Origin of the sequence: Ktedonobacter racemifer DSM 44963 (assembly GCF_000178855.1) — a bacterium.
GTDB classification, from domain to species: domain Bacteria; phylum Chloroflexota; class Ktedonobacteria; order Ktedonobacterales; family Ktedonobacteraceae; genus Ktedonobacter; species Ktedonobacter racemifer.
In genome coordinates, this window is sequence record NZ_ADVG01000005.1 from 899,689 (window position 1) to 919,258 (window position 19,570).

Annotated in this window: 18 protein-coding genes and 1 pseudogene; 8 read left to right on the forward strand and 11 right to left on the reverse strand. The window is 54.2% G+C overall.

Going from position 1 to position 19,570, the window contains the following annotated elements; all coding sequences use genetic code 11:
* Positions 1–97 precede the first annotated feature (97 nt).
* Positions 98–469, reverse strand: a complete 372-nt coding sequence (locus KRAC_RS57905) for a hypothetical protein (RefSeq protein WP_157508345.1) — start codon at positions 467–469, stop codon at positions 98–100.
* A 430-nt stretch (positions 470–899) separates the two neighbouring features.
* On the opposite strand from KRAC_RS57905, the gene KRAC_RS57910 reads away from it, so the two are divergent.
* Both KRAC_RS57910 and KRAC_RS73415 read left to right on the forward strand, forming a co-directional pair.
* On the forward strand, positions 900–1,448 hold the full coding sequence (locus KRAC_RS57910) for a cysteine hydrolase family protein (protein WP_007922989.1): 549 nt from the start codon (positions 900–902) through the stop codon (positions 1,446–1,448).
* Positions 1,449–1,451: 3 nt separating this feature from the next.
* Entirely contained in the window at positions 1,452–1,655 is a 204-nt protein-coding gene (locus KRAC_RS73415) for a DUF7002 family protein (RefSeq protein ID WP_420795894.1), read from the forward strand.
* 32 nt (positions 1,656–1,687) lie between these two features.
* On the opposite strand, the gene KRAC_RS57915 is transcribed toward KRAC_RS73415, so the two are convergent.
* The 3 genes from KRAC_RS57915 to KRAC_RS57925 form a co-directional block, all read right to left on the reverse strand.
* Positions 1,688–2,905, reverse strand: coding sequence for an MDR family MFS transporter (locus KRAC_RS57915; RefSeq protein ID WP_040448585.1), 1,218 nt, complete (start codon positions 2,903–2,905; stop codon positions 1,688–1,690).
* 242 nt (positions 2,906–3,147) lie between these two features.
* On the reverse strand, positions 3,148–3,912 hold the full coding sequence (locus KRAC_RS57920) for a class I SAM-dependent methyltransferase (protein WP_040448586.1): 765 nt from the start codon (positions 3,910–3,912) through the stop codon (positions 3,148–3,150).
* A 111-nt stretch (positions 3,913–4,023) separates the two neighbouring features.
* Positions 4,024–5,679, reverse strand: a complete 1,656-nt coding sequence (locus KRAC_RS57925; protein WP_007922996.1) for a WD40 repeat domain-containing protein — start codon at positions 5,677–5,679, stop codon at positions 4,024–4,026.
* A 579-nt stretch (positions 5,680–6,258) separates the two neighbouring features.
* On the opposite strand from KRAC_RS57925, the pseudogene KRAC_RS68645 reads away from it, so the two are divergent.
* Positions 6,259–7,384, forward strand: a pseudogene (locus KRAC_RS68645) (RNA-guided endonuclease InsQ/TnpB family protein).
* Positions 7,385–9,046: 1,662 nt separating this feature from the next.
* Here the strand turns inward: KRAC_RS68645 and KRAC_RS57945 are convergent.
* The gene (locus KRAC_RS57945) at positions 9,047–9,868 is read right to left on the reverse strand and encodes an alpha/beta fold hydrolase (protein ID WP_007923003.1); all 822 of its coding nucleotides are present in this window, start codon (positions 9,866–9,868) and stop codon (positions 9,047–9,049) included.
* A gap of 323 nt (positions 9,869–10,191) precedes the next feature.
* On the opposite strand from KRAC_RS57945, the gene KRAC_RS57950 reads away from it, so the two are divergent.
* Together KRAC_RS57950 and KRAC_RS57955 are read left to right on the forward strand one after the other, a co-directional pair.
* Complete coding sequence (locus KRAC_RS57950; protein WP_007923005.1) at positions 10,192–10,827, forward strand: TetR/AcrR family transcriptional regulator; 636 nt, start codon at positions 10,192–10,194, stop codon at positions 10,825–10,827.
* Between the two features lie 165 nt (positions 10,828–10,992).
* Positions 10,993–12,006: a hypothetical protein gene (locus tag KRAC_RS57955; RefSeq protein ID WP_040448824.1), complete on the forward strand. Its 1,014-nt coding sequence runs from the start codon at positions 10,993–10,995 to the stop codon at positions 12,004–12,006.
* 105 nt (positions 12,007–12,111) lie between these two features.
* Here the strand turns inward: KRAC_RS57955 and KRAC_RS57960 are convergent, their stop codons facing one another.
* The 4 genes from KRAC_RS57960 to KRAC_RS70070 all read right to left on the reverse strand — a co-directional run bounded on the left by KRAC_RS57960 (position 12,112) and on the right by KRAC_RS70070 (position 14,427).
* The gene (locus KRAC_RS57960; protein ID WP_007923007.1) at positions 12,112–12,906 is read right to left on the reverse strand and encodes a class I SAM-dependent methyltransferase; all 795 of its coding nucleotides are present in this window, start codon (positions 12,904–12,906) and stop codon (positions 12,112–12,114) included.
* Positions 12,907–12,941: 35 nt separating this feature from the next.
* Positions 12,942–13,532 carry a Clp protease N-terminal domain-containing protein gene (locus KRAC_RS57965; protein WP_007923008.1) on the reverse strand — a complete coding sequence of 197 codons (591 nt, stop codon included), beginning with the start codon at positions 13,530–13,532 and terminating at the stop codon, positions 12,942–12,944.
* A gap of 287 nt (positions 13,533–13,819) precedes the next feature.
* Positions 13,820–14,173 carry a dihydrofolate reductase family protein gene (locus KRAC_RS70065; RefSeq protein WP_083815279.1) on the reverse strand — a complete coding sequence of 118 codons (354 nt, stop codon included), beginning with the start codon at positions 14,171–14,173 and terminating at the stop codon, positions 13,820–13,822.
* Between the two features lie 65 nt (positions 14,174–14,238).
* Positions 14,239–14,427, reverse strand: coding sequence for a dihydrofolate reductase family protein (locus KRAC_RS70070; RefSeq protein WP_040448588.1), 189 nt, complete (start codon positions 14,425–14,427; stop codon positions 14,239–14,241).
* Positions 14,428–14,681: 254 nt separating this feature from the next.
* Here KRAC_RS70070 and KRAC_RS57980 point away from each other — a divergent pair, with 254 nt between their 5' ends.
* The 3 genes from KRAC_RS57980 to KRAC_RS57990 all read left to right on the forward strand — a co-directional run bounded on the left by KRAC_RS57980 (position 14,682) and on the right by KRAC_RS57990 (position 17,068).
* Positions 14,682–14,924, forward strand: a complete 243-nt coding sequence (locus KRAC_RS57980) for a ferredoxin (RefSeq protein ID WP_007923009.1) — start codon at positions 14,682–14,684, stop codon at positions 14,922–14,924.
* Positions 14,925–15,039: 115 nt separating this feature from the next.
* Complete coding sequence (locus KRAC_RS57985) at positions 15,040–16,293, forward strand: cytochrome P450 (RefSeq protein WP_007923010.1); 1,254 nt, start codon at positions 15,040–15,042, stop codon at positions 16,291–16,293.
* Positions 16,294–16,534: 241 nt separating this feature from the next.
* On the forward strand, positions 16,535–17,068 hold the full coding sequence (locus KRAC_RS57990) for a PadR family transcriptional regulator (protein ID WP_007923011.1): 534 nt from the start codon (positions 16,535–16,537) through the stop codon (positions 17,066–17,068).
* A gap of 110 nt (positions 17,069–17,178) precedes the next feature.
* On the opposite strand, the gene KRAC_RS57995 is transcribed toward KRAC_RS57990, so the two are convergent.
* Together KRAC_RS57995 and KRAC_RS58000 are read right to left on the reverse strand one after the other, a co-directional pair.
* Entirely contained in the window at positions 17,179–18,177 is a 999-nt protein-coding gene (locus KRAC_RS57995; RefSeq protein WP_007923012.1) for a bifunctional metallophosphatase/5'-nucleotidase, read from the reverse strand.
* A gap of 156 nt (positions 18,178–18,333) precedes the next feature.
* Entirely contained in the window at positions 18,334–19,314 is a 981-nt protein-coding gene (locus tag KRAC_RS58000) for a hypothetical protein (RefSeq protein ID WP_007923014.1), read from the reverse strand.
* Between the last annotated feature and the right edge of the window lie 256 nt (positions 19,315–19,570).

Below are 19,570 nucleotides of genomic sequence, written 5' to 3' on the forward strand. Positions count from 1 at the left end.
CGGCACGTTTATCAATATAATTGGGGCACTCACTAAAGCGAGAAGTCCATGCAAGCATGGACCCTACAATGTGACGAATACCTCAAATTACTCACTCTCAGGCAATGGTGGCGATATTGTTTGATTCTGAAAACTTGCGCAAGAAGCGGATCACAGGCTTGTAGAAAGCCAGGAGAACAAATGAGATTGCAAGCGTAACCAGCGCAGAAGGTGCAAAGACACCTGGATCATAATTTGTAGTTCCACCCAAGGTAGCAATAGGGAACCAGAGAGATACACTGACCATCCAGAGCGCAAGCTGTAAAGATACATATATCGCCCACACACGCTTACTCGTCATACTCAGGGCAAGTATGCCTATTCCCACCCAGAAGAGAGGATTGGGCGTGAAGAGGCCAAACATATATAAGTTACCAGGCAAGACCGGAGTGCCGAAAAACAAGCCGCCACTAAAGAGATAACTCATCACAGCATTTGGATCTTCAACAACCCATGGCCCGTCATATTGTATGCTTCCTCTCGAACTAACTTGCGAGGTGAGGACCACTACAACCAGGTAGAGTCCGTAGAGGAGAAAGCACGCGCTAACAATTCGCAAAAGTGTCTTATAAGACACCGTCCTCTGAAGCATAAACAAGTACTCCGTTGCTCTTCATAAAAGCAGGCAAAATAGCTTATTCTATATTCAACGCATCTCTGCCTGTTAAATCAAAACATTTGGGTGTGATTCCTTGTAAAGTAAAATTGTCGCGTTGGGGGATTGGTTGTTACCCTTATAGGATAAATCAACGCGCCGTACACTTGACGTCTCTGAATGAGGGGAAGATGAGGTATAATGGAGGCGACAACATGCTCCAGGCTGGAAGAAGCGGGCCGGGGTAACAAAGGAGAAATGGATTTTGAGCAAGCAGACAGCATTGATCGTTGTAGATGTGCAGGTGGCGCTCTTCAAGGTTCCGGGGCGGCCAACCTATCGTGAGGAGGAGTTGCTAGCCAATATCGCGCACCTCCTGGAGCAGGCACGCGCCAGCGGAACGCCTGTGATCTATATTCAGCACCAGGAGCAGGCGCCCAGTTCCCTGGTTCCTGGCACGCGTGGCTGGCGCATTCACCCATCCATCACACCGCTGGAAGGCGAGATGATCATCCCCAAGCGCTCACCCGATGCCTTTCTCGCCACGACGCTGGACGAGGAGCTCCAGGCGCGCCAGATTACGCATCTCGTTATTACGGGTTGCCGCACCGATTTCTGCGTCGATACCACCTGCCGGGCCGCGATCAGTCACGGCTATGATGTGACGCTAGTCGGTGACGCCCATTCGACCATTGACCGCGTCGTGCTAAATGCGGAGCAGATTGTCGCCCATCATAACGCGACCCTCAATGGCTTTGGCTCTCCCGAGCACACCATCACAGTCAAACCAACCAGCGAAGTCGCCTTCGCGTAAAACATACGCGTCTTTTTCTGGCTCGATCCCGAGCGATTGAACAGGATGCGTGGAGCGATGAAGGAACGCTCCCAGGTCGTGCTCAGCATCGATACCGAGCGCCTGCTGGCACGCTACGCGGAGCAGGCCACACTGACGCCAATCAACACGGGGAATGCGCGCCGGGGCCGCAACCTTTGTACCCTGGAGCGCTTCGTTCCCCACTAACAATCCTGCTTTATGCTGTTGCAACTCGCCTCTTATTCCTGCATGCCTACATCGGCCAGGGTTGTCCCTGAACTGCTGATGGCCTGCTCTTGCCGATCTTTGGGGCGTGTGATGAGCAGCACACTCCCCGCTGCCAGCGTTCCTAGCAGAGCGCAAAGGACCCATAAACCAGTCGTACTCCAGGTAAAAACAAGTGTGCCAAGCAGAGGGGCCAGGATCAGGCCGATGCTCCAGGTCATACCCCAGATCCCCTGATAGCTCCCTCGCAGATGCGCTGGCGAGAGATCTGCTACATAGGCGGTCGTGACTGGTCCCTGGACTATTTCGCCAAGTGTCCAGACGATCACAGCCAGTGCCAGCAAGGGAATAGTGGGCGCGAACGCGAACAAGCCAAAGCCCAGCCCGATGAGCAGGAAGCCAAACGCGATCACAGCAGGCCTGGGAAAACGGCGAGTTATGGCACTTATTGGCAGTTCGAGGAATACAACAGCGAGGGCATTGACTGAAAGCAATAGTCCATAGACAGCATTCGATAATCCGAGCGCCTGAACCTGGAGAGCCATAGTAGAGAGGTGTTGCAGATAGACAAAGGCAACGGCGATCCCTGCTACCAGGAGGAGGAGAAAGCCGCGATCTGGCAATACAGCCTGGAAGAAATTGCTTTGCCCGGATGACGGCTCTGCCCGTTTGCGCACATCAGCGGGAAGGGCAAAGAGGATGAGCAGGCCAAAGATGACCGAGGTCAAGGCATCACCAATAAAGAGCAATATAAATGAGTGGCTGGCGAGGATGCCCGCGACTACTGATCCCGCGGTTACCCCCAGGTTAATCGCTAATCTATACAGGGCAAACGCACCCACCCGCTGCTCGGATGGAACGAGGTCCGCGATAAGCGCACTGGAGGCTGGACGATACAGCTCCGTCGCCAGGCCCGCCAGGGTAACAAGCACAATAACCAGCCACAACACTGTTGCCTGCGATAGCACAAGCATGGTGGCGGCTGAAGCAAACATAGAGAGCATAATTGTATTTCGCCGCCCCATTCGATCCGCAAAATAGCCGCCAAGAGCAGCAGCACTGATGCTGCCAATACCATAGGCACTGGCAGCCATACCCGCCTGGGTAGCGGTATAACCTTTGGTTGTCATGTAGAGGATGAGGAAGGCACTGACAAAACCACCAATACGGTTAAAAAAGGTGCCTATACATAGAACCCAGAGTGAGCGAGGAAAATTGAGTGCTTTCTGCATTTTTAATGGATTTCCTAATTTTTCTATTCCTTCTTGCTCCTGACAAAGGAGATATTCCGCGTGTCCAAAGATGCGCTGAAATAGCCATGGCTTCATTTCCACCAGCGAAGCGAGCAAGCGCTATTATACGCCTTGAAGAGAAGCGCGTCTAGCGGTTTTCGGACATGACCAACATATGTGGATGTGATATTCTAGAAAGGTCTAAGCGAGGCTAGAAAGAAGAGTCTTATTGATGCATGGATTTAGCTACGTCTCTGGCAGACATAGATCATCGCGGGTGACGTAGCGGTCAGAGGATCTTGTTGCCAGTTACCATAGCACGCACGAATCTGAAATCCATTGTAGAAGAGCAAGGCTTCCATCTCTTGTGGGAAAACGTAACGCAGGTCCGTGTGAAGGGTCTTCTCCTGGCGTTGACCATCTGGATAAAGAAATGTAAGCTGACGGGTATAGTGCTGGATCTGGATCATGGGATCATAATATTGCTCTTCGGTAGTGAGAAGTTGCCCCCCATCAGGCAACGTGTACTTCGGTGGATCTGGATGGCGCACTTCCAGGAGATTGTGTGGGGTGGGATTGCGCGTTTCAAAGAGGAAACAGCCCTCCGGCTCCAGGTGTTCCCGGACACGCGCCAACATCGCTTCCTGATCCTCTCGCGTCAGAAAGAATTGGAAGACATTTTCCAGCATGTAGATGAATGGGAAACGCTTCTGGAGGTGGAATGTGCGCGCATCAGCCACCACCCAGTCAATCGAGACGCCCTGCTGAATAGCTTTCTGGCGAGCCCGTTCAATCATCTCTGGCACTATGTCCACGCCTGTGACCTGGTAGCCTTCCGCAGCCATGCGCAGGGCAATACGTCCTGTTCCACACGCCAGGTCAAGCAGTGGTCCACCAAGCGAACGCGTCCACTGCTCGGTCAATGGCCAATCAGCATAGTAGCCCTCGTCCTCTAGATCAAAGGTCTGCGGATCGCGAAACTCTTCCAGGTTATCATGATCAAGCATTGAGATCTCTTTCATTATGCTCCACAAGTTAGATAGATACGCAAACTTTGTGTCTGTGCTCGCGAGAAACTTCATGAGAAAACCCAGAACACCATCATAATCGGCTTGTGCTTAGAGCCGAGGCGCTTCCCAGATTTGGATTGTGTGATCAGCAGAACCAGAAGCAAGGAAGTTGCCATCAGGCGACCAGGCTACCGACCAGATAGTGTCGCGATGTCCCTGGTACGTTAAGAGTTGTGCCCCTGTCTGTGCATTCCATACCTGGACCGTCCAGTCCGACCCGGCAGCCGCGATCCTGGAGTCATCAGGCGACCACGCCAGCCCGTTGGAGCTTCCCCAGTGTCCCTGGCAGGAACACACCTGCCGATTCGCGGCGATATCCCAAATCAGCACGGGAGAAGGTTGGCCAGCAAAACCATCGCCTGGGATGCCAGCACTCAACGAAATCGCCAGACGCCGACTGTCGGAGGCCCAGGCCACATCTGATACATTCATTCTGAACTTTTCGGTCTCGGAGATCACAGAGTAGCGTGGCGGTTGGTACGTCCAGATCTTCTTGCCACGGGAGATATCCCACACGTCCACCTGATCTGTGATTACCGCAAGCATCTGGCCATCGCCTGACCAGGCCATCGTTCGGGCAGTGTCTGAGAGTGGATATGTGGTCAGAGGTTTTAGATCGCTCGCCCGCAACACAAACAACACCGCCTGATTCTCCGAGATGAACTTACTTGTTGCGAGAGCGGTGCCATCAGGCGACCACGCAACGCCACCATAGAACTCGCCAAGGCTCTGGTGTTGCTCGACAGGGGCAAAGCGCTGCACGAAATGTCCGCTCGCTGCTTCCCAGATACTCACTCCATCAGCATTCACGGCAGCCGCAATCCAACGACCATCGGGAGAGAGCGCAATGTTATTGAAAGATTTGTTGGTTTTCCCAAAAATATCATCATTGGGAGAGGGAGGAGATATATAGGTCCGCATCACCTGGCCGGTCGCGATCTTCCAGGAGTGCAAGACGCCACTCAAACATTCCACGAGTGAAGTATTGTCAGACGACCACACCAGCTTTCTCATCCCATCCAGAGATGAATAATGTGACCCTACGATAGAGAGCACCTGGCGGCGCGTCACATGTGGGTGGATAAGCCAGCCCAGATCCAGGCCCACTGCACTGCCAACCACCAGTAGTCCGCTTAGATTCACCACGCTGGTCAGCGCGTGTCGCCGGGATATGCGCGTGTCTGGCGCTGGCTGCTGGTCAGCCTTCATGATCCATTGCGTTGGATCTGGAATGAGCAAGCCAAGCGCCGAGAGCAGTAGGGCGCCACCAGTCAACCAGAAACCCACTTGCAAGTCCCCTCCGCGGAGATGTTGCAGGGTCTCAGGGGGAAACAGCGGAAAGCAGAAACTACTCATGAGTATGAGAGATACACCAGCAAGGAACAATGACCAGACACGCACCCAACGCAGATGCACCCAAAATAGGCGCATAATCCCACATCCGAGCAGGAAGAGCGCCGTACAGGGGACCAGCCAGAGCAGCGCGAGTGCGCCCGGCGCCACGTCCGACAAAAGGATCAGATCCTTGCTGGCGAAATCGAGCGCTATCTCCCAGCCAGACGTATTCGGGTACGCGAACCATGGGGCAGTAAATCCATACAGCACAAGTAGCGAACCCAGAGGCGTCAGCAAGAGCAATTTGCTATCTTGCCAGGAATAGCTCACCTTATCCTGCCAGGAATAGGCCTCAGTCTTTTTTAACATATAGTTCTCCTTAGCTCACGTGTGAGCCTCGTTGGACGTTTTAGAGATAGTGTTAAACCTCACCACAATGAGGATTTTATTTCTATCTATAGATTCTCCATTTTTCTCGTTTTACCTCTCGCTTCCATAATCAATCGATACAATCAGCTATCCAGCTTTCGCCGGCTTCGAGCTATTCCGAAAAGGGAATTTCAGGAGCAGAATTTCCGCGACCTTTGGACAGCATGCCCAATTTACCTCTTACATATCTGGTTCCTCCTTGTTCACGGTCGCTGTTGCTATTTAGCATATCACAGTAATCCCTCCTACAAAGGGAAGTGATCTATACCTGATGTTGTCCTGGTTGGATAGGAGGTCGAAAGTGAAAGGAGCAAAAGAACAGTAATCAAATAGATGTGCAATCATGATCAAATATGTGCTTGTTGCGGATATTTCTCCGCGTTGACATGCAAACGCTATCATGGTATGATACGCGCACAAATCAAGAAAAAACGTTCTAACGCAAAACAGGTCACGTCTCTAGCGAAAGGGGATCTCTCCTCATCAGGAGAGATGGGGGTAAAAGAAAAGAAGGTCTTCATGATCCTGTGCAAAAAGATCAAACTGGATCTCAGCGAGCAAGATGCGGCGACCCTTGAGTTCATGCAAGGCAAATGCAGAGGCCTCTACAATTGGTGGGTGATGAAACTGCGAGACGGAGAGAAGTGGCGCTTCAACGCCTGCAAGAAACCCTGGCTGAGAGCCGTGCCTATGATCCTGAACTCAATCAGGTGTATGGTAAACTGCTTGCCGAAGTCTACTATCGCCTGGATGCAGCCATGCAAGCCTTCTTTCGTCGCCTCGCCAATGGGGAAACCCCAGGCTTTCCTCGCGTGCGACCTCGCCATGGCTTCTTTATCCTCTGTTATCCGGCGATGTACCTCACGCGTGAGGGAAACACCCTCATCTTGCCCACAGGAGGCAAGGGCAAGCACAAACGCTTTCCTGCCATCCGTGCCGCACTCACCGAAGAGCCTCCAGAAGGCTTTCGAGAGGTGGCCATCAGTCGCGATGGCAGGGGCAACTACTACGCTTCCTTCGGCTATCGAAAGCCCAAGGAAGCCAAACGTGATGGTGGCATTGTGGCCTTCGACCTGGGCATCAAGACGCTGGCAACGGGCGTCACAGAAGAAGGTCGCTTCTATCGTTCAAAGGCTCGCGTTGGTACAACCGACAGCTTGACAAACTGCGCTCGAAACGCAGTAAGTGCAAGAAGAAGTCACGCAGGTACCTTCATTTGAGTAAGGTGTACAAGCGCGTGTCGCAGAAGAAGCGCAACAAACAGCGCGATAGCCTGCACAAGGCATCACATCTCATCGCACGACGATTGGTTGAGAGAACTGTCGTCATAGGAGATCTTTCGCAATGGCACATGGTCATAAAAGAGCATCAGGAGCGCAAGAAGGCGCTCAATCGGGCAGTGTACAATGACGGGGGCTTGTATGCCTTTATCCAGATGCTCACCTACAAATGCCAGTTGTATGGGAAAGAACTTCACGTTCTAGATGAGCGCAACACGTCCAAGCAGTATAGTGGTTGTGGCAATCTGCAAGATATGCCATTGCGCAAGAGAACGTATCAGTGCGCGGAATGTGGACTCAGCATGGATCGAGACGACAATAGCGCCGTCGTGCGCCGTTTCGGCACACGTGAGATCCTCCTTTGAAAGGAGTGAGGCTGAGAGTAATGCCTCAAGGACACCCAACCTACCTAGCGGGAAAACTCAAAGGGGAAAGAAGCATGTTGGGAACGCGGTTAAACGTGAAGGTATGTAACGTGATGCACCGCAAGTCCTGTGCGTATGGTGAAACCTGTATTGGCTGAACCCAAGTTTCCAGTGGTCTAACTATTGGCCCGTCACACCATACCTGTAGTGACGCTGCTTGGATTACGTACTTCATTGACGGCGAGTACGGAAGCTCTCTCCAGCAGACGACCAGTAAGGAACTGGTTGAAGGAAACGAAATGGGCACCTAAACGCACTAAACGTCTCATGTGCGCAAATACGGGATCGCCTAAAAGCCGAGAGGCTCAAGGCGACGGAGTTTTCATAGTAGTGCGCCTTTGTGCCACAAATGTCTCCCTTACCCGTCGGGGTAAGCTCACTAGAGCAAGGTGAGTAACACAGCGACTTACCCGTTCTCATAGAGAGCGGGGACACCTTCACCCGAAAGGCGTGGGGGGAAAATAGCATGTCGTGTCAAAGGTGAGTGAAGCTCCAGTCCCAGGAGCCAGAGGCTCATCAGTGAAGCTGTATAGGGTGAAGTCTTGATTGGCTGAATTCAAGTCACGGCGGAAATGGAGCAGCCCACAGGAGAAGGGACTATCGCCTGTGTCCAACGTGTAGGGGAACGGTACTACTTTCCCTACAAGCTCTCGTTGGAGCCAGCCCTCACGGAGAGGGAAATGACGAAATGGGCACCTACGTACAGACTGAGACATTTGATGGAACTAAGGGATCGCCTAAACCCCGTAAGGGGCATGGTGACGGAGCGACCATACGAGTTGGGTATGTACCCAGCAAAGGGTTGCAGGAGGCCACACTCAAAAATGGTGGTTGACACGGATGTGTCAGAAGACCACTGTGGGAGTGGTGTTGAAAAGACACTGGCCTCTGGAGAGCTTCATGCATCGAAAGGGTGCACGTGGAGTTCGGAGGGGAGGGGTTGATGCTCCCGAGCAATCGGGACTTGGCCTCTTACCCTACCTCAAACGCTCAGGGTAATGCCTGAGACATGGGGAAGGGAAACAGGGAGTACTACTGTGAACGGAGTGGTACGCGAGATGCGTAATGCCTACCTCCACGAAGCAGTAAGAAACTGGAAAGCCGTGTGCGGGGAAACTCGCAAGCACGGTTTGGGGAGGGACGGCAGGAAAAGGTCCGCAAGGAACCTCGCTTACCGTCTACTCTACAACATCTTGATGAGGTTCCTTGCCCGGCGAGGGCCACACGCTCGGCTTGCCGAGTGCGGTGTGCTGCAGGCGACCCAAAGCGGCGTAGGAGTCATGGAGGCTTCCTGTGAGGAGCACGTGCAGCAATTGAACCTGTTTGATTGTGTATAAACACATTTGAGTAGGTTTAGAATGGCAGAAGTGATCTTCAAGGAGACAACAATGGCAGCGCATCAATAGACCTCTTCTCGTGAATGCAAGCAGGAAGCGGTGCGACTCCTGCACGAAAGCGGCAAAAAACAGACGCAAGCCGTCCAAGAACTGGTCATCTCCGAAAGGAGTCTCTGGCGCTGGCGAACGCAAGACAAGGACCAGAGCTACCGTGAGGGTAACCGCGTGTCTGCGCGATGTCTCGGCACGCGGTCACCCTTGCACCCTACGTGAGAGGTGTCTCGCCAAGCACCTCTTGCAACCTCGCGGCGAAGGCCCTCGGATGACTGATGTAGCCCACATGGTGCCCGGGAAACTCCACAACGGTCGTCCCTAGCTTGTCCGCCATTGCGACCGCATTCTGGTATCCAACATACGCTCGTCCGCTCTCTCCAGCAGCAATCACGAGCAAAGTCTGGACCAAGGCGGATCTGAGTGCGGTGAAATCAAACCGGTAGCGGTCGTACATGGCAAATTCCCGCTTCAGTAAGAACATGGTGTTCTGGGTGGGTCGCTCCCCTTGTTCCGGCAGGTCGGCATCCGGCTCCCGGTCGTCGTAGGTCACACCGATCTGTGCCATGAATTGCTGCATCGCCGAAGTCGCGCCCTCACGGTAAGCGATTTCTCGGATGGTATCATGACGCTCTTCTAGCCCAGACAACAGATGAGATGGAGGCTCGTGCGCGATCAGTGTGCGCACTTGTTCGGGATAGCGTGCGACCAGGTCGAGTCCGACGACCGCACCGCCGCTGCTCCCAAATACATACGCCGGTTCGGACGTGACCGCAGCCAACAGGTGGTGGGCATCATCACTATGCATCTCCACCTGCTGTTCTTCCTCTGGATTGTCGAGCGTGCTGCGGGAGAGGCCCCGGCGGTCGTAGGTCACAACGGTGTACTGGCTGGCGAGGTGCTTGGCGACGCCGTTGAAGGCACGGGCATCGCCACCTCCGCCGTGGATCAGAAGTAGGACGGGGCCAGAGCCGCGTACCTCGTAGGCGAGATGTGTACCAGGCACGCGCAAGGTGCCGCTTTTCGTTGAACTCATTTCACTTCCTCACTTCGTTTCTCTGTCTCAATAGATTCTACAAACACAGGCTGTCCCTCCTTCTCGTATTGTGACTGACTAAGTCAGTCACAATTATAGGCACTCACTTCCAGGTTGTCAAGAATTCGGCGGAGAGGATCAACTCGGCAACGAAACTATATTGGAGAGAAAGAACGTGGTGAGTGCATGTGCAAGGTGAGGCGACAACACTAGGAGATTTTTTTTGATCGGATAGCACACTCCCCGAAAGCGCTTGACAAAGATGGGCTGAAGAGGTATATTTTCAATGAAAGAAATTTTTATTCATTCAAAAGGACAGTGGAATGCCTCGAACGCCAGAAGCGAATCAACGCATCCGCGAAGCGCAGCGCGCAAAGATCCTGGAAAGTGCCAGGAGCGTCTTTGCTCGCAAGGGGATGGAAGCGACGATCACAGATATTGCCGCTGAAGCTCAGATTAGTCTTGGACTGGCTTACCGCTACTTTGCTGACAAGGAGGCGATCTTCTCTGAGCTAGTCAAGCAAACAGTGCCAGACGATTCTGCCGGATTCCAGAAGCTGGTGGAGATGCCTGGAACACCAGGGGAACGTCTTGCTACGCTGATTTCGAGTATCGTGGGAGCACGCGGGCAGCGCGAACCACTTGAGGCCCACCAACTGCTTCATCACGCCCTCAATGCGAATGCTATGCCCGAGGAGATACGCGAATTGCTCGGCAAACGCTATCAAATGCTGTTAGCGACGATGAGACAACTGATTGTCGAGGGCCAAGCCACAGGCGAGGTTGCGCCGGGCGACCCGGATCAACTGGTAGCGGTGATGAGCGCCTGTCTTGATGGCCTCACCCGTTGGGCTCTACGAGATCCAGAACAATTCCGCACCTATGTTCCTGATGCCCAGATCGTTCTGCGACTTTTTCAGCCCTTAACAGACGAGAAGAAAGCCTCAGAACAATCGTAGAGCAGCTTGCTTGGAGGCTGAAGGGCGTATCGCTTTAGTGGATACTATGTCCTGATGTTCTCCTGTCCTTTTCTTATGTTTTCGTGTATGAAGCAAAAAATGTCCGAAAGGAAAACGTGTATGAAGCTCAATAACGCCGATTCAGTCGTGCAACAAAAACGATCCCTGCGAGTCAAGGGCATCGGTTACGACACCGGATTCAGTTTCGACGGTGCCACCCGCCGGCCGTTCGACCACGAGGTCGTCCGGCGCGAGCTGCAGATCATCCGCGACGACCTGCACTGCACCGCGGTGCGCCTGTTCGGTGACGACCTGGACCGGATCGAGTTCGCCGCGAGCCACGCCGCCGATTTGGGCCTGGAGGTCTGGTTCTCACCGTTCACCTACCAGTTCGGCCCCGAGGAGATGCTCAACCTGCTCGCCGACGGCGCGGAGCGCGCCGAGCGGATCCGCCGCCGGGGAGCCGAGGTCGTGTTCGTCACCGGTGCCGAGCTGAGCCTGTTCAACACCGGGTTTCTGCCCGGCGACAGCCTCGAGGAGCGGACCGGCCGCCTGCTCCGGCGCGAGCCGGGGATGCGTGAGCTGCTGGCCGGGTTGCCCACCCGCATCAACGACTTCCTCGCTGGGGCCGTCACCGTGGTCCGCGAACGGTTCGGTGGCAAGGTCACGTACGCCTCCATCCCGTTCGAGGGCGTCGACTGGACGCCATTCGACATCGTCTCGGTCGACCTCCACCGCTCGAAGGAGATCGCCCACGTCTTCCAGCAGGGCGTCCGCACGTTGGTCGCGCAGGGCAAGCCGGTCGCGATCACCGAGTTCGGCTGCACCACCCACCGCGGCGCGGCCGACCACGGCGCCCGCGGCGGCGGAGAGATGATCGAGTTCGACGGGACCACCCCGGTGCGGCTCAACGGCGACTACATTCGCGACGAGCAGGAGCAGGCCACCTACCTGCGCGAGCTGCTGGACGTCTTCACCGCCGAGGGCGTCGACGCCGCCTTCGCGTGCACCTTCGTCTGCTACGGCTGGCCGCACCGCAGTGACCCCCGCGAGGACCTCGACATGGCCAGCTGGGGCGTGGTCAAGATCCTGGAGAACCGCCTCGGCGACACCTACCCCGACATGCCCTGGGAACCCAAGGCCGCCTTCACCGCACTCGCTGACTACTACCACGGCTGATCGCCTCAGGACCGGGCCAGCGATACCAGGCGCGTTTCTGGTGTGAAAGAAAAGCCCGTCATGCGGAGGACGTATGATGGGCTTTTCTTTTTCACATCCCCGCCCTCACCTGATCCCGATCCGGACTCGGTAACTAAAATACCAGGGAATGGGTTCGGACCCGATATGTTGGAGTGCGGCCTGTCTGAGGCGATCAAAACCGATCTCTTGTTCAGTGAACTGGAACTGGTGACTGAGCGCACTGCTCTGCATCATCTCAAGAAACCGTGCAGCGTCTCCCTGCTCGATATGATGCAGCAACACCTCGTGGGTGAAGCGGAAGTGGGCGCTCTCGCGCAGGGGGTCGAGAGATTTGTTTTTCGGCCAGATCTTGAGGGTGTAAGCCAGCCCGCGCTCCCGAACAAGCTCCACTAAGCGCGAGCTTCCCTCCAGAGCGAGCCGATCAAGCTCCCAATGGATTGCTGGTGGCGCATCATAGTCATACGCCGCAAAGAGTCCTCCGGGTCGCAGAATTCGAGCGATCTCGGCCAGGGTCGACGTTGGTTCCATCCAGTGGAACGCTTGGGCAGCAGTGACGATATCAGCACACCCATCAGGCAGGTCCGTCCGATGAGCAAGCCCCTCTCGATACTCGATATGTGCCGCGTAGGGATGGCCCTCGACTTTGCGCACAGCCTCTTGACGCATGTCGGCATTGGGTTCGATCCCAATCACCCGCTCGGCCCGCTCACCCCAGATTGCGGTGGATAGTCCGGTCCCGCTGCCCAAATCCACCACCAGAGCGGGATGCGGCAGGTGAATCAACTGCGTCAGCAGATCGAGCAAAGCTGGTGGCGGCGTCGGGCGCGCCCGATCGTAGCTGCTGGCTTTGCCAGTCCAAACATCACTGGTTTCTGTCATGCTGTGTTCTCCTTCCTTTTTAAGCAGGGGAAGAGCTAGCCGAGAAACTCGAAAACCTGGGCGCGTACCTTTCCCAAAATCCCAAGAGTATCGAGAATATCCGCGCCGACGCCGCCACCATCGCGCACTATTCCCAGCAGGATATGCTCGGTGCGAACGTAGGCACTTCCCTGACGCTCTGCTTCGTCCAGCGCAAGTGAGAGCACCTTGCGAACTCGGGGCACGTAGTCAATTTCCTCCTTGGCAGGTTGGTCTCCACGCCCAATTTTCTTTTCAACGGCAGCACGGACAGGATCAAGTGTGACACCCAATTTTTCCAGAGCCAGGGCTGCGAGGCCCTCTTGTTCGCGCAACAAACCTAATAATAGGTGCTCGGTCCCGATAAACTGGTGATTGAAGGACAGAGCCTCCTCGCGGGCGAGGAAGAGGACATGCTGAGCATGCTCATTGAAGCGGCTGAGATGTTTACTGGGTATCCATGTCGGCTGATAGCCCTGTAAAGCTTGAAACAGCAGTTGGTTGAGGACGCTGGTGATCGTGCGATCCTCCGTCTCGGCGATCTGCGCCAGTTGCTCATAGAAATGGACTGGAATTTCGATACGCTGACGATCCTTACTGGATGGCATACAACGGCTCCTGTTTCTGTTCCCTTTTTTTGGGCAAATATGATGGTATTTACGGTGGTATTTCTACTCTTGATGATACCATGGTAAATACCACCACGTCAAAGGGAGGGGGTGAGCCTTTATCCGAAGCCAGTCCAATTGCCTCGCATTCCTGTGGGCAGATGCTCACAGCATACAAAGCAAGTGAGCTCACTCTTTTTGCAGATGGGCCTAGATAGTTGACGTTTAACAGATGCTCTCAAGAGGTGTCAAGTATCCTTTCGGTCATTTTCCATCGACTTATACATCTACACGCTTTTGTGGAGAACTTCGTAGCGTACAAGGATGTTATCGGAATCCTCCCAACTGCGGACTTCGAGAAGCCGAAGCGACGCATCCGGCTTGCCCACGAAGGCAGGGACTCCTTCGCCTAAGACAATGTTGCCAATCATCAGATGGATCTCATCAACCAGATCATGCGCAAGCAAATCGTTCCAGAGGGTCCTGCTGCCTGTAATCAAAATATCTTTGTCTGTTTGGTGTTTGAGTTCGGCAATCTGCTGGTACGCGTCTGCACGCCTGATGATGCGGATACCGGGCCAGTTTCCAGTCAGTGTATCTGAGACGACGATGTTGTTGACGGACTTGCTCTCCTGTATGATCTAGTATGTATCTCCCTCTGTTCGTCCGTCCACTCATCAGAATCTGGATTCTCGGCGACCTTGGGTCAGTAACCGTGGAACAGCTCGTGGGAAACACGGCCCACAAGAAACGTGTCGGCTGTACGCAGCAGTTCGGCATTATAGCCGTTGAAGGCACTGCCGCCCATCACTGGGTACATGACCGAGACATCGTTGCCTGGCCCTGTGTGATACCCATCCAGTGAGATGATGTTGTAGACAATAATTTTCCCCATGCGATTTCGCCTTTTTTTTCATTGGCTCTTTGTAGGAACGAACCTCTTCACTATTCTCCTCATCTCTTCTTGCCGTGGTTAAAGAAACCGGACAAATGCTCAGAATCGACCATTAGGCACAGCCCCTACGCGATCAGGTGTTCCTCCCTCTCCATTTCCACCCCTAACGTTCCCTCTCAGCACCTTGCCCATTGCCTCTCTGGTATATTATCATTACCTATGTCAACGTAACATATCAGAAAGGAGGTGATGACATGCGCGTGATCGCGCACACCCAGAAGTGTATTGCGGGCGGAAACTGTGTGCTCGCCTGCTCTGACGTTTTTGAGCAGCGAGACAGCGATGGCACTGTTCACGTTCTCAACGAGCGACCTTCCCTGGCGCTGCTGAAAAAAGTGCGACAGGCCGTGGATCTCTGTCCGGGTCAGGTCTTCAGCATCGAGGACGAAGCGAACGAATCAGAGCTCGTTGTTGTAGAAAATGACCAGGCGGTCTGATAAACGAAGGGCGCGGTATTCACTGCCGCCCGTGGAACTCGCTTGCGAAGATTCCCTCATTTCAGCGAGATAGTGATAAAAACAGGCAAATTCTAGATTGGAGCAGATAGTCATTATGAGTAACGAACAGGACATAAACGTCCAGGTGCAGGATGTGCAGCAGGAAGCACCGCTCCATTTCCCGTTTCCGCTGGCCGATCATCGTCTGGAACTCCCCAAAGAGTATACGGAGTTGCAAGCAAAGTGCCCGGTAGCGCGTGTGAAGATGCCCTACGGCGGTGATGCGCTCCTGTTGACCCGCCATGCAGATATCACGAAGGCTGCAAACGATGCGCAGCGCTGTGGCACGATTCTCCGCTCAGACGGCGATGTGCCGCGTATGGAGGTCTCATCCCGTACACGCGAGGGTTCGCTCTTTACAGTGACGCCTGAGCGTCACAATCAGATTCGCCGCCTGGTTACGCAGGCCTTCACCGTTAAGCATGCCAACGAGATGCGTCCAGGGGTGGTCACGCTGACCAATCGGCTGATCGATGAGATGGAGCGCAAGGGGCCGCCGGCGGACCTCTATGAGGACTATGCCATCAAAACGCCTATGGCTGTCATTTGCGAACTGCTGGGTATTCCCTATGAAGATGAGAGGCTCTTCCGCGAATGGGGACGCGATCTGCTCTCACGCACTGCCACCTCAGAAGAGCAGCAGGAGCGCTGGCAGAAAATGGTGCAGTATATTACGCCCCTGATCGAGAAAGAGCGGGCCAATCCGAGCAATACCGTCCTGGGTCTGCTGGTGAAGAACCACGAACAGGGCGATGGCGTGCTTACAGAGCAGGAGATGCTCTCGTTCGCGCTTGGATTGATCGCCGCCGGTTTTGAGACAACCAGCACAAGCTTTACCAATTCCGCTTTTGTGCTGTTCCAACGCCCAGATCTGCTGGAACAGTTGAAAGCGCGCGTCGATGATGCAGAAGCAATGGCTTCCGCGATCGAGGAGATTCTGCGCGTCACCCTGCTGGGTGCAGGCGGTAGGCCGCGCATCGCTCGCGAGGAGGTCGAGTTCAGCGGCGTCCATGTCCCGCCGGGCGAAGTGCTGGTGCTGCCTTTTCATGTCGGCAATAGAGATCCATCGGTCTTCTCTGATCCAGACGTGGTGAATTTTGATCGCACGCCAAATCCCATCCTCAGCTTTGGCCGTGGTATCCATGCCTGCCTGGGTCAGCAGCTGGCGCGTATGGAGATGCAGGTGCTCTGGATGACGCTGCTCAAACGCCTACCGAATGTGCGCCTGGCGGTCGCTCCGTCTGAGGTGCCCTGGCGATCAGGCGATACAGCGACCACCGGTCCGGCTCATCTCCCGGTGGTCTGGTAGTAGTTGCTCGCTTGTCCATCTCTGATTTTCCTTTCTGCTCTTGAAAGAAAGTGTGGTAGAGGGGCTGAGGTTATGGTATAACATTCGGAAGTCGCATCGAAAGACTGCGCAAGCTTGCTATGGGCTTACTTGCAGCCCTACAGATTTTGCTCATAGAATCGGGCAAAACGATCTCAACGCTCCAGAAAGGCTAGCGCAGTCTTTCTTGCTCTTTTGTGGAATATATCGGGGATGAACGTCTATGCTTGCGGATATGCTTATACTTGCCGCGCTTCTTTCTCGCCCAATGCATGGATATGAGATAAAGAAGACGTACGATCAGACATTGGGCGGACTGGTGACGCTGCACCATAATCAGCTCTATCCGGCGCTGCGGCGTTTTGAGGAGATGGGTGTGGTGCGGCGCGAAGCGATCGAGCAACAAGGAAAGCCCGATCGCCACATCTATCATTTGACAGACCATGGTCTGTCCGAACTGCGCGAGATGCTGCGCGACTTCCCACACGCAATCGCTCGCAACGATATGGACTTCTATGTGCGTTTCGCCCTCTTCGGCTTCCTGGAGCCTGAGGATCGCGTGAAGATCCTGCAAACGCGTATACAGGCGCTCCAGTCCCTTGTCCTGGAAAAGGGACGATACCAGAAATATCTTGATTCCCCAATTGTGGGCAAAATACAGCCCTATGTCGAAAAATTGAATGCTTTCAATGATCAACGAATACGTGCAGAACTTGAGTGGCTGGCGCGAATGATCGAACAGGTGCAGTTCCCTTAAAGTTCATAACAGACTCGAGGTCGAACCTCCCTTTTCTGTGGTTCGTGGGACCATCCTCGTATCTAGCCAACCTGGGAGAGATTCTAGAAGATCATGGGCTCCTGCATGTTTTACCCCAGGCGACCCATCACTGGCAGGCTGATCCTCTTCTGTTGTGTGATATATGCCTCCAGCGCTTCAGGCAAAATAATGGGCATATCATAAGTGGGCTTGAGCTCCCACTCGGGATTGGTATACCCTCCATAGGAGTCCAGTTCCCAGTCAGACCCCGCGACACGGTAGATCCGTTCCTGGTCAACCGGCTCATCTCCAACATAGAGCTGCCCGGCACGCATGCTTGCGCCACTCAGGTGGAGAAGGCCTTGCGCATGTCCGCGCAGTGGACGGGGTCGCCTGGCAACCATTTCAGGGTCGAGGCCACGCTGGATAACGGCAGGCAATTGTGTACCAGTCATATCCACAACCCCAGGATTCCCAGGCGAGGGACAGGCTTCCCAGAGCTTTCCACGCGTTAGGGGTCCTGACGGAAGCGCTTCAATAAAGCTGGCACCAGATGTTATCAAAGCCACCTCGGCCCCCATTCGTTCACGCAGCATATCAGCCATAAGGTTTACCGTACTACACTCGCGCTCCTCTGAGAAGTCCAGTGGCTCCATGAGCTCACCGATGACTTCACTAAACACATGCGTAATATCCTCTTCAATCCGCCTGACCTCTGCCACGATCTCTGGCGCGGGTGGAATTTCCTCGCTGACGGGCTCGACGCGTACGCGCTCGACCGAGAGGCGTTCACCATCCCAGAGCAGATCAAGATAACCAAGATGCTGCGCGTAGCAGCCCGCCTGAGCAATCAGTACTTCACCAACACGCTCGCCTTCGGGTAGTAGGTCATGCGTATGTGCACCAATAATCAAGGGAACCACACCCTGTAGCTCGCTGGCGAGTTCGCGGTCGTTCTTCAATCCCATATGTGAGAGAAGGATCACCACGTTGGCTCCTTGCTCACGAAGCTGTCCCGCCAGTTCGCGCACAAGCGCTACTGCCGGTAACTCGAGCATGCCAAAATATTTTGTATAGCCGTTAAACATGTTCTCAGAGAGGCCGATCACACTGATCCCTTTCCTGATTTGCTAGAGTATATCTCAGCTTTGCCGACTCTACCAAATCGGGGTAAGATCACCCGCTTGGTTTCTGTAAATTGGAAGCTGCAAAAAGAAAAGGGATCGCCTATCCTGGCGATCCCTCCAGGTACACTAAGATCCGTATTAGGGATAGGAAATGACACACCCACCGGCGTTGTTATTAAACGCGTTACTCCAGAGCGACTGGACAGGAAATGTTCCTGTGCTCAAGGTAATGTTGGCTGAGGCCCCCTGACCGGAGCGAATCCAGGCACATTTGTCCCCGTTCTCGCTCCCACTGCCGTCGATCCAGCCAGTACTGGGATAGATATCGGTTTCAGTCTCGGCAAACTCATGACCACCGACAATGGTGATACCGTCGGTCAAGCCCGCGCTCCCCGAGTTCACGAAGTTGGCACCACAGCTCGCCCCCGCGTCAGTAATGTAGGGCATGTTGGTATAGGCAATATTGCCATAGCTCGAACTCGTCGAACTGTGCCAGGCGCAGTATTGGGTTCCAAAACCACTCGCGTTATTGTGCGTCGCGGTATTGATCACATACTGAACCGTTTTATTGGAAGATGCAGTCGTATTGCCAAAATGCGCTGCTGCCTTGACCGCTTCACTGGCCAGTTGCGACTGACTGGGTTTAGAGGGAGCCGCAGATGCATTGTCATACCAGATGCCGGCGAATACGCCGGTGGGGTTTGTGGCATGTGTGCCCGATGAGCCACAGGTAATCGTGCCGGAGGAAACGCCTTCACAGTATTGCGTCACCGAGTTGTTCCAACTTGAGCCACCTACGCCTTTAAAGAAATTCTGCTGAATGGCCGCCTCACCAGATGGATCGTTGTTGTTCCATTGCGATCCCCAGTAGATCAGATACACCTTGTCCGCTCCGGTTTCCACGCCCACGCCGCCTGTGCCGCCATGGTAGCTCAGATTATTGCTCCCGGCGCAATTGCGACAGGCGGCGGCAGTGTTTTTCACTCGCATGCTGCGTATGGAGTGAAGGACTTCACTGTTTGAGCTTGCGTGAGCAGAACTCGTAGAGCTAGCGAGGGAGATCGAGATGGAGAGCGCGAAGGCCAGCGTGGCCGCCATGAGTAAATAGATACGCTTCAATGTTGTACTTCTCCTCTTTTTAGGGGCGAGTCAGGCGAATGCCGTTGTATTCGCCTTTATTTAGATAAGTATAAATATATCGATTCACTGATACTTTCTTGCGATTTCACGTGAACAATCCTCTGAAAAGACAGAGCAAAAGACTTGCCGCTGCTCAAACGGTACGAAAGCAGCATGCCATTTGCGTGCAGTTTAGGGTCTCTTCTCTAAGGAAGCTTCTCCGATTCTTATGTAAGACCTCTCAGGCTTGCCCGTC

Coding starts and splice junctions, on each gene's coding strand:
- KRAC_RS57960 (WP_007923007.1), bottom strand. CDS start 12,906: ATGACAGAAACCAGTGATGTTTGGACTGGCAAAGCCAGCAGCTACGAT.
- KRAC_RS57945 (WP_007923003.1), bottom strand. CDS start 9,868: ATGAGTTCAACGAAAAGCGGCACCTTGCGCGTGCCTGGTACACATCTC.
- KRAC_RS57950 (WP_007923005.1), top strand. CDS start 10,192: ATGCCTCGAACGCCAGAAGCGAATCAACGCATCCGCGAAGCGCAGCGC.
- KRAC_RS57985 (WP_007923010.1), top strand. CDS start 15,040: ATGAGTAACGAACAGGACATAAACGTCCAGGTGCAGGATGTGCAGCAG.
- KRAC_RS57990 (WP_007923011.1), top strand. CDS start 16,535: ATGCTTGCGGATATGCTTATACTTGCCGCGCTTCTTTCTCGCCCAATG.
- KRAC_RS57965 (WP_007923008.1), bottom strand. CDS start 13,532: ATGCCATCCAGTAAGGATCGTCAGCGTATCGAAATTCCAGTCCATTTC.
- KRAC_RS57915 (WP_040448585.1), bottom strand. CDS start 2,905: ATGCAGAAAGCACTCAATTTTCCTCGCTCACTCTGGGTTCTATGTATA.
- KRAC_RS57920 (WP_040448586.1), bottom strand. CDS start 3,912: ATGCTTGATCATGATAACCTGGAAGAGTTTCGCGATCCGCAGACCTTT.
- KRAC_RS70070 (WP_040448588.1), bottom strand. CDS start 14,427: ATGGGGAAAATTATTGTCTACAACATCATCTCACTGGATGGGTATCAC.
- KRAC_RS57925 (WP_007922996.1), bottom strand. CDS start 5,679: ATGTTAAAAAAGACTGAGGCCTATTCCTGGCAGGATAAGGTGAGCTAT.
- KRAC_RS57980 (WP_007923009.1), top strand. CDS start 14,682: ATGCGCGTGATCGCGCACACCCAGAAGTGTATTGCGGGCGGAAACTGT.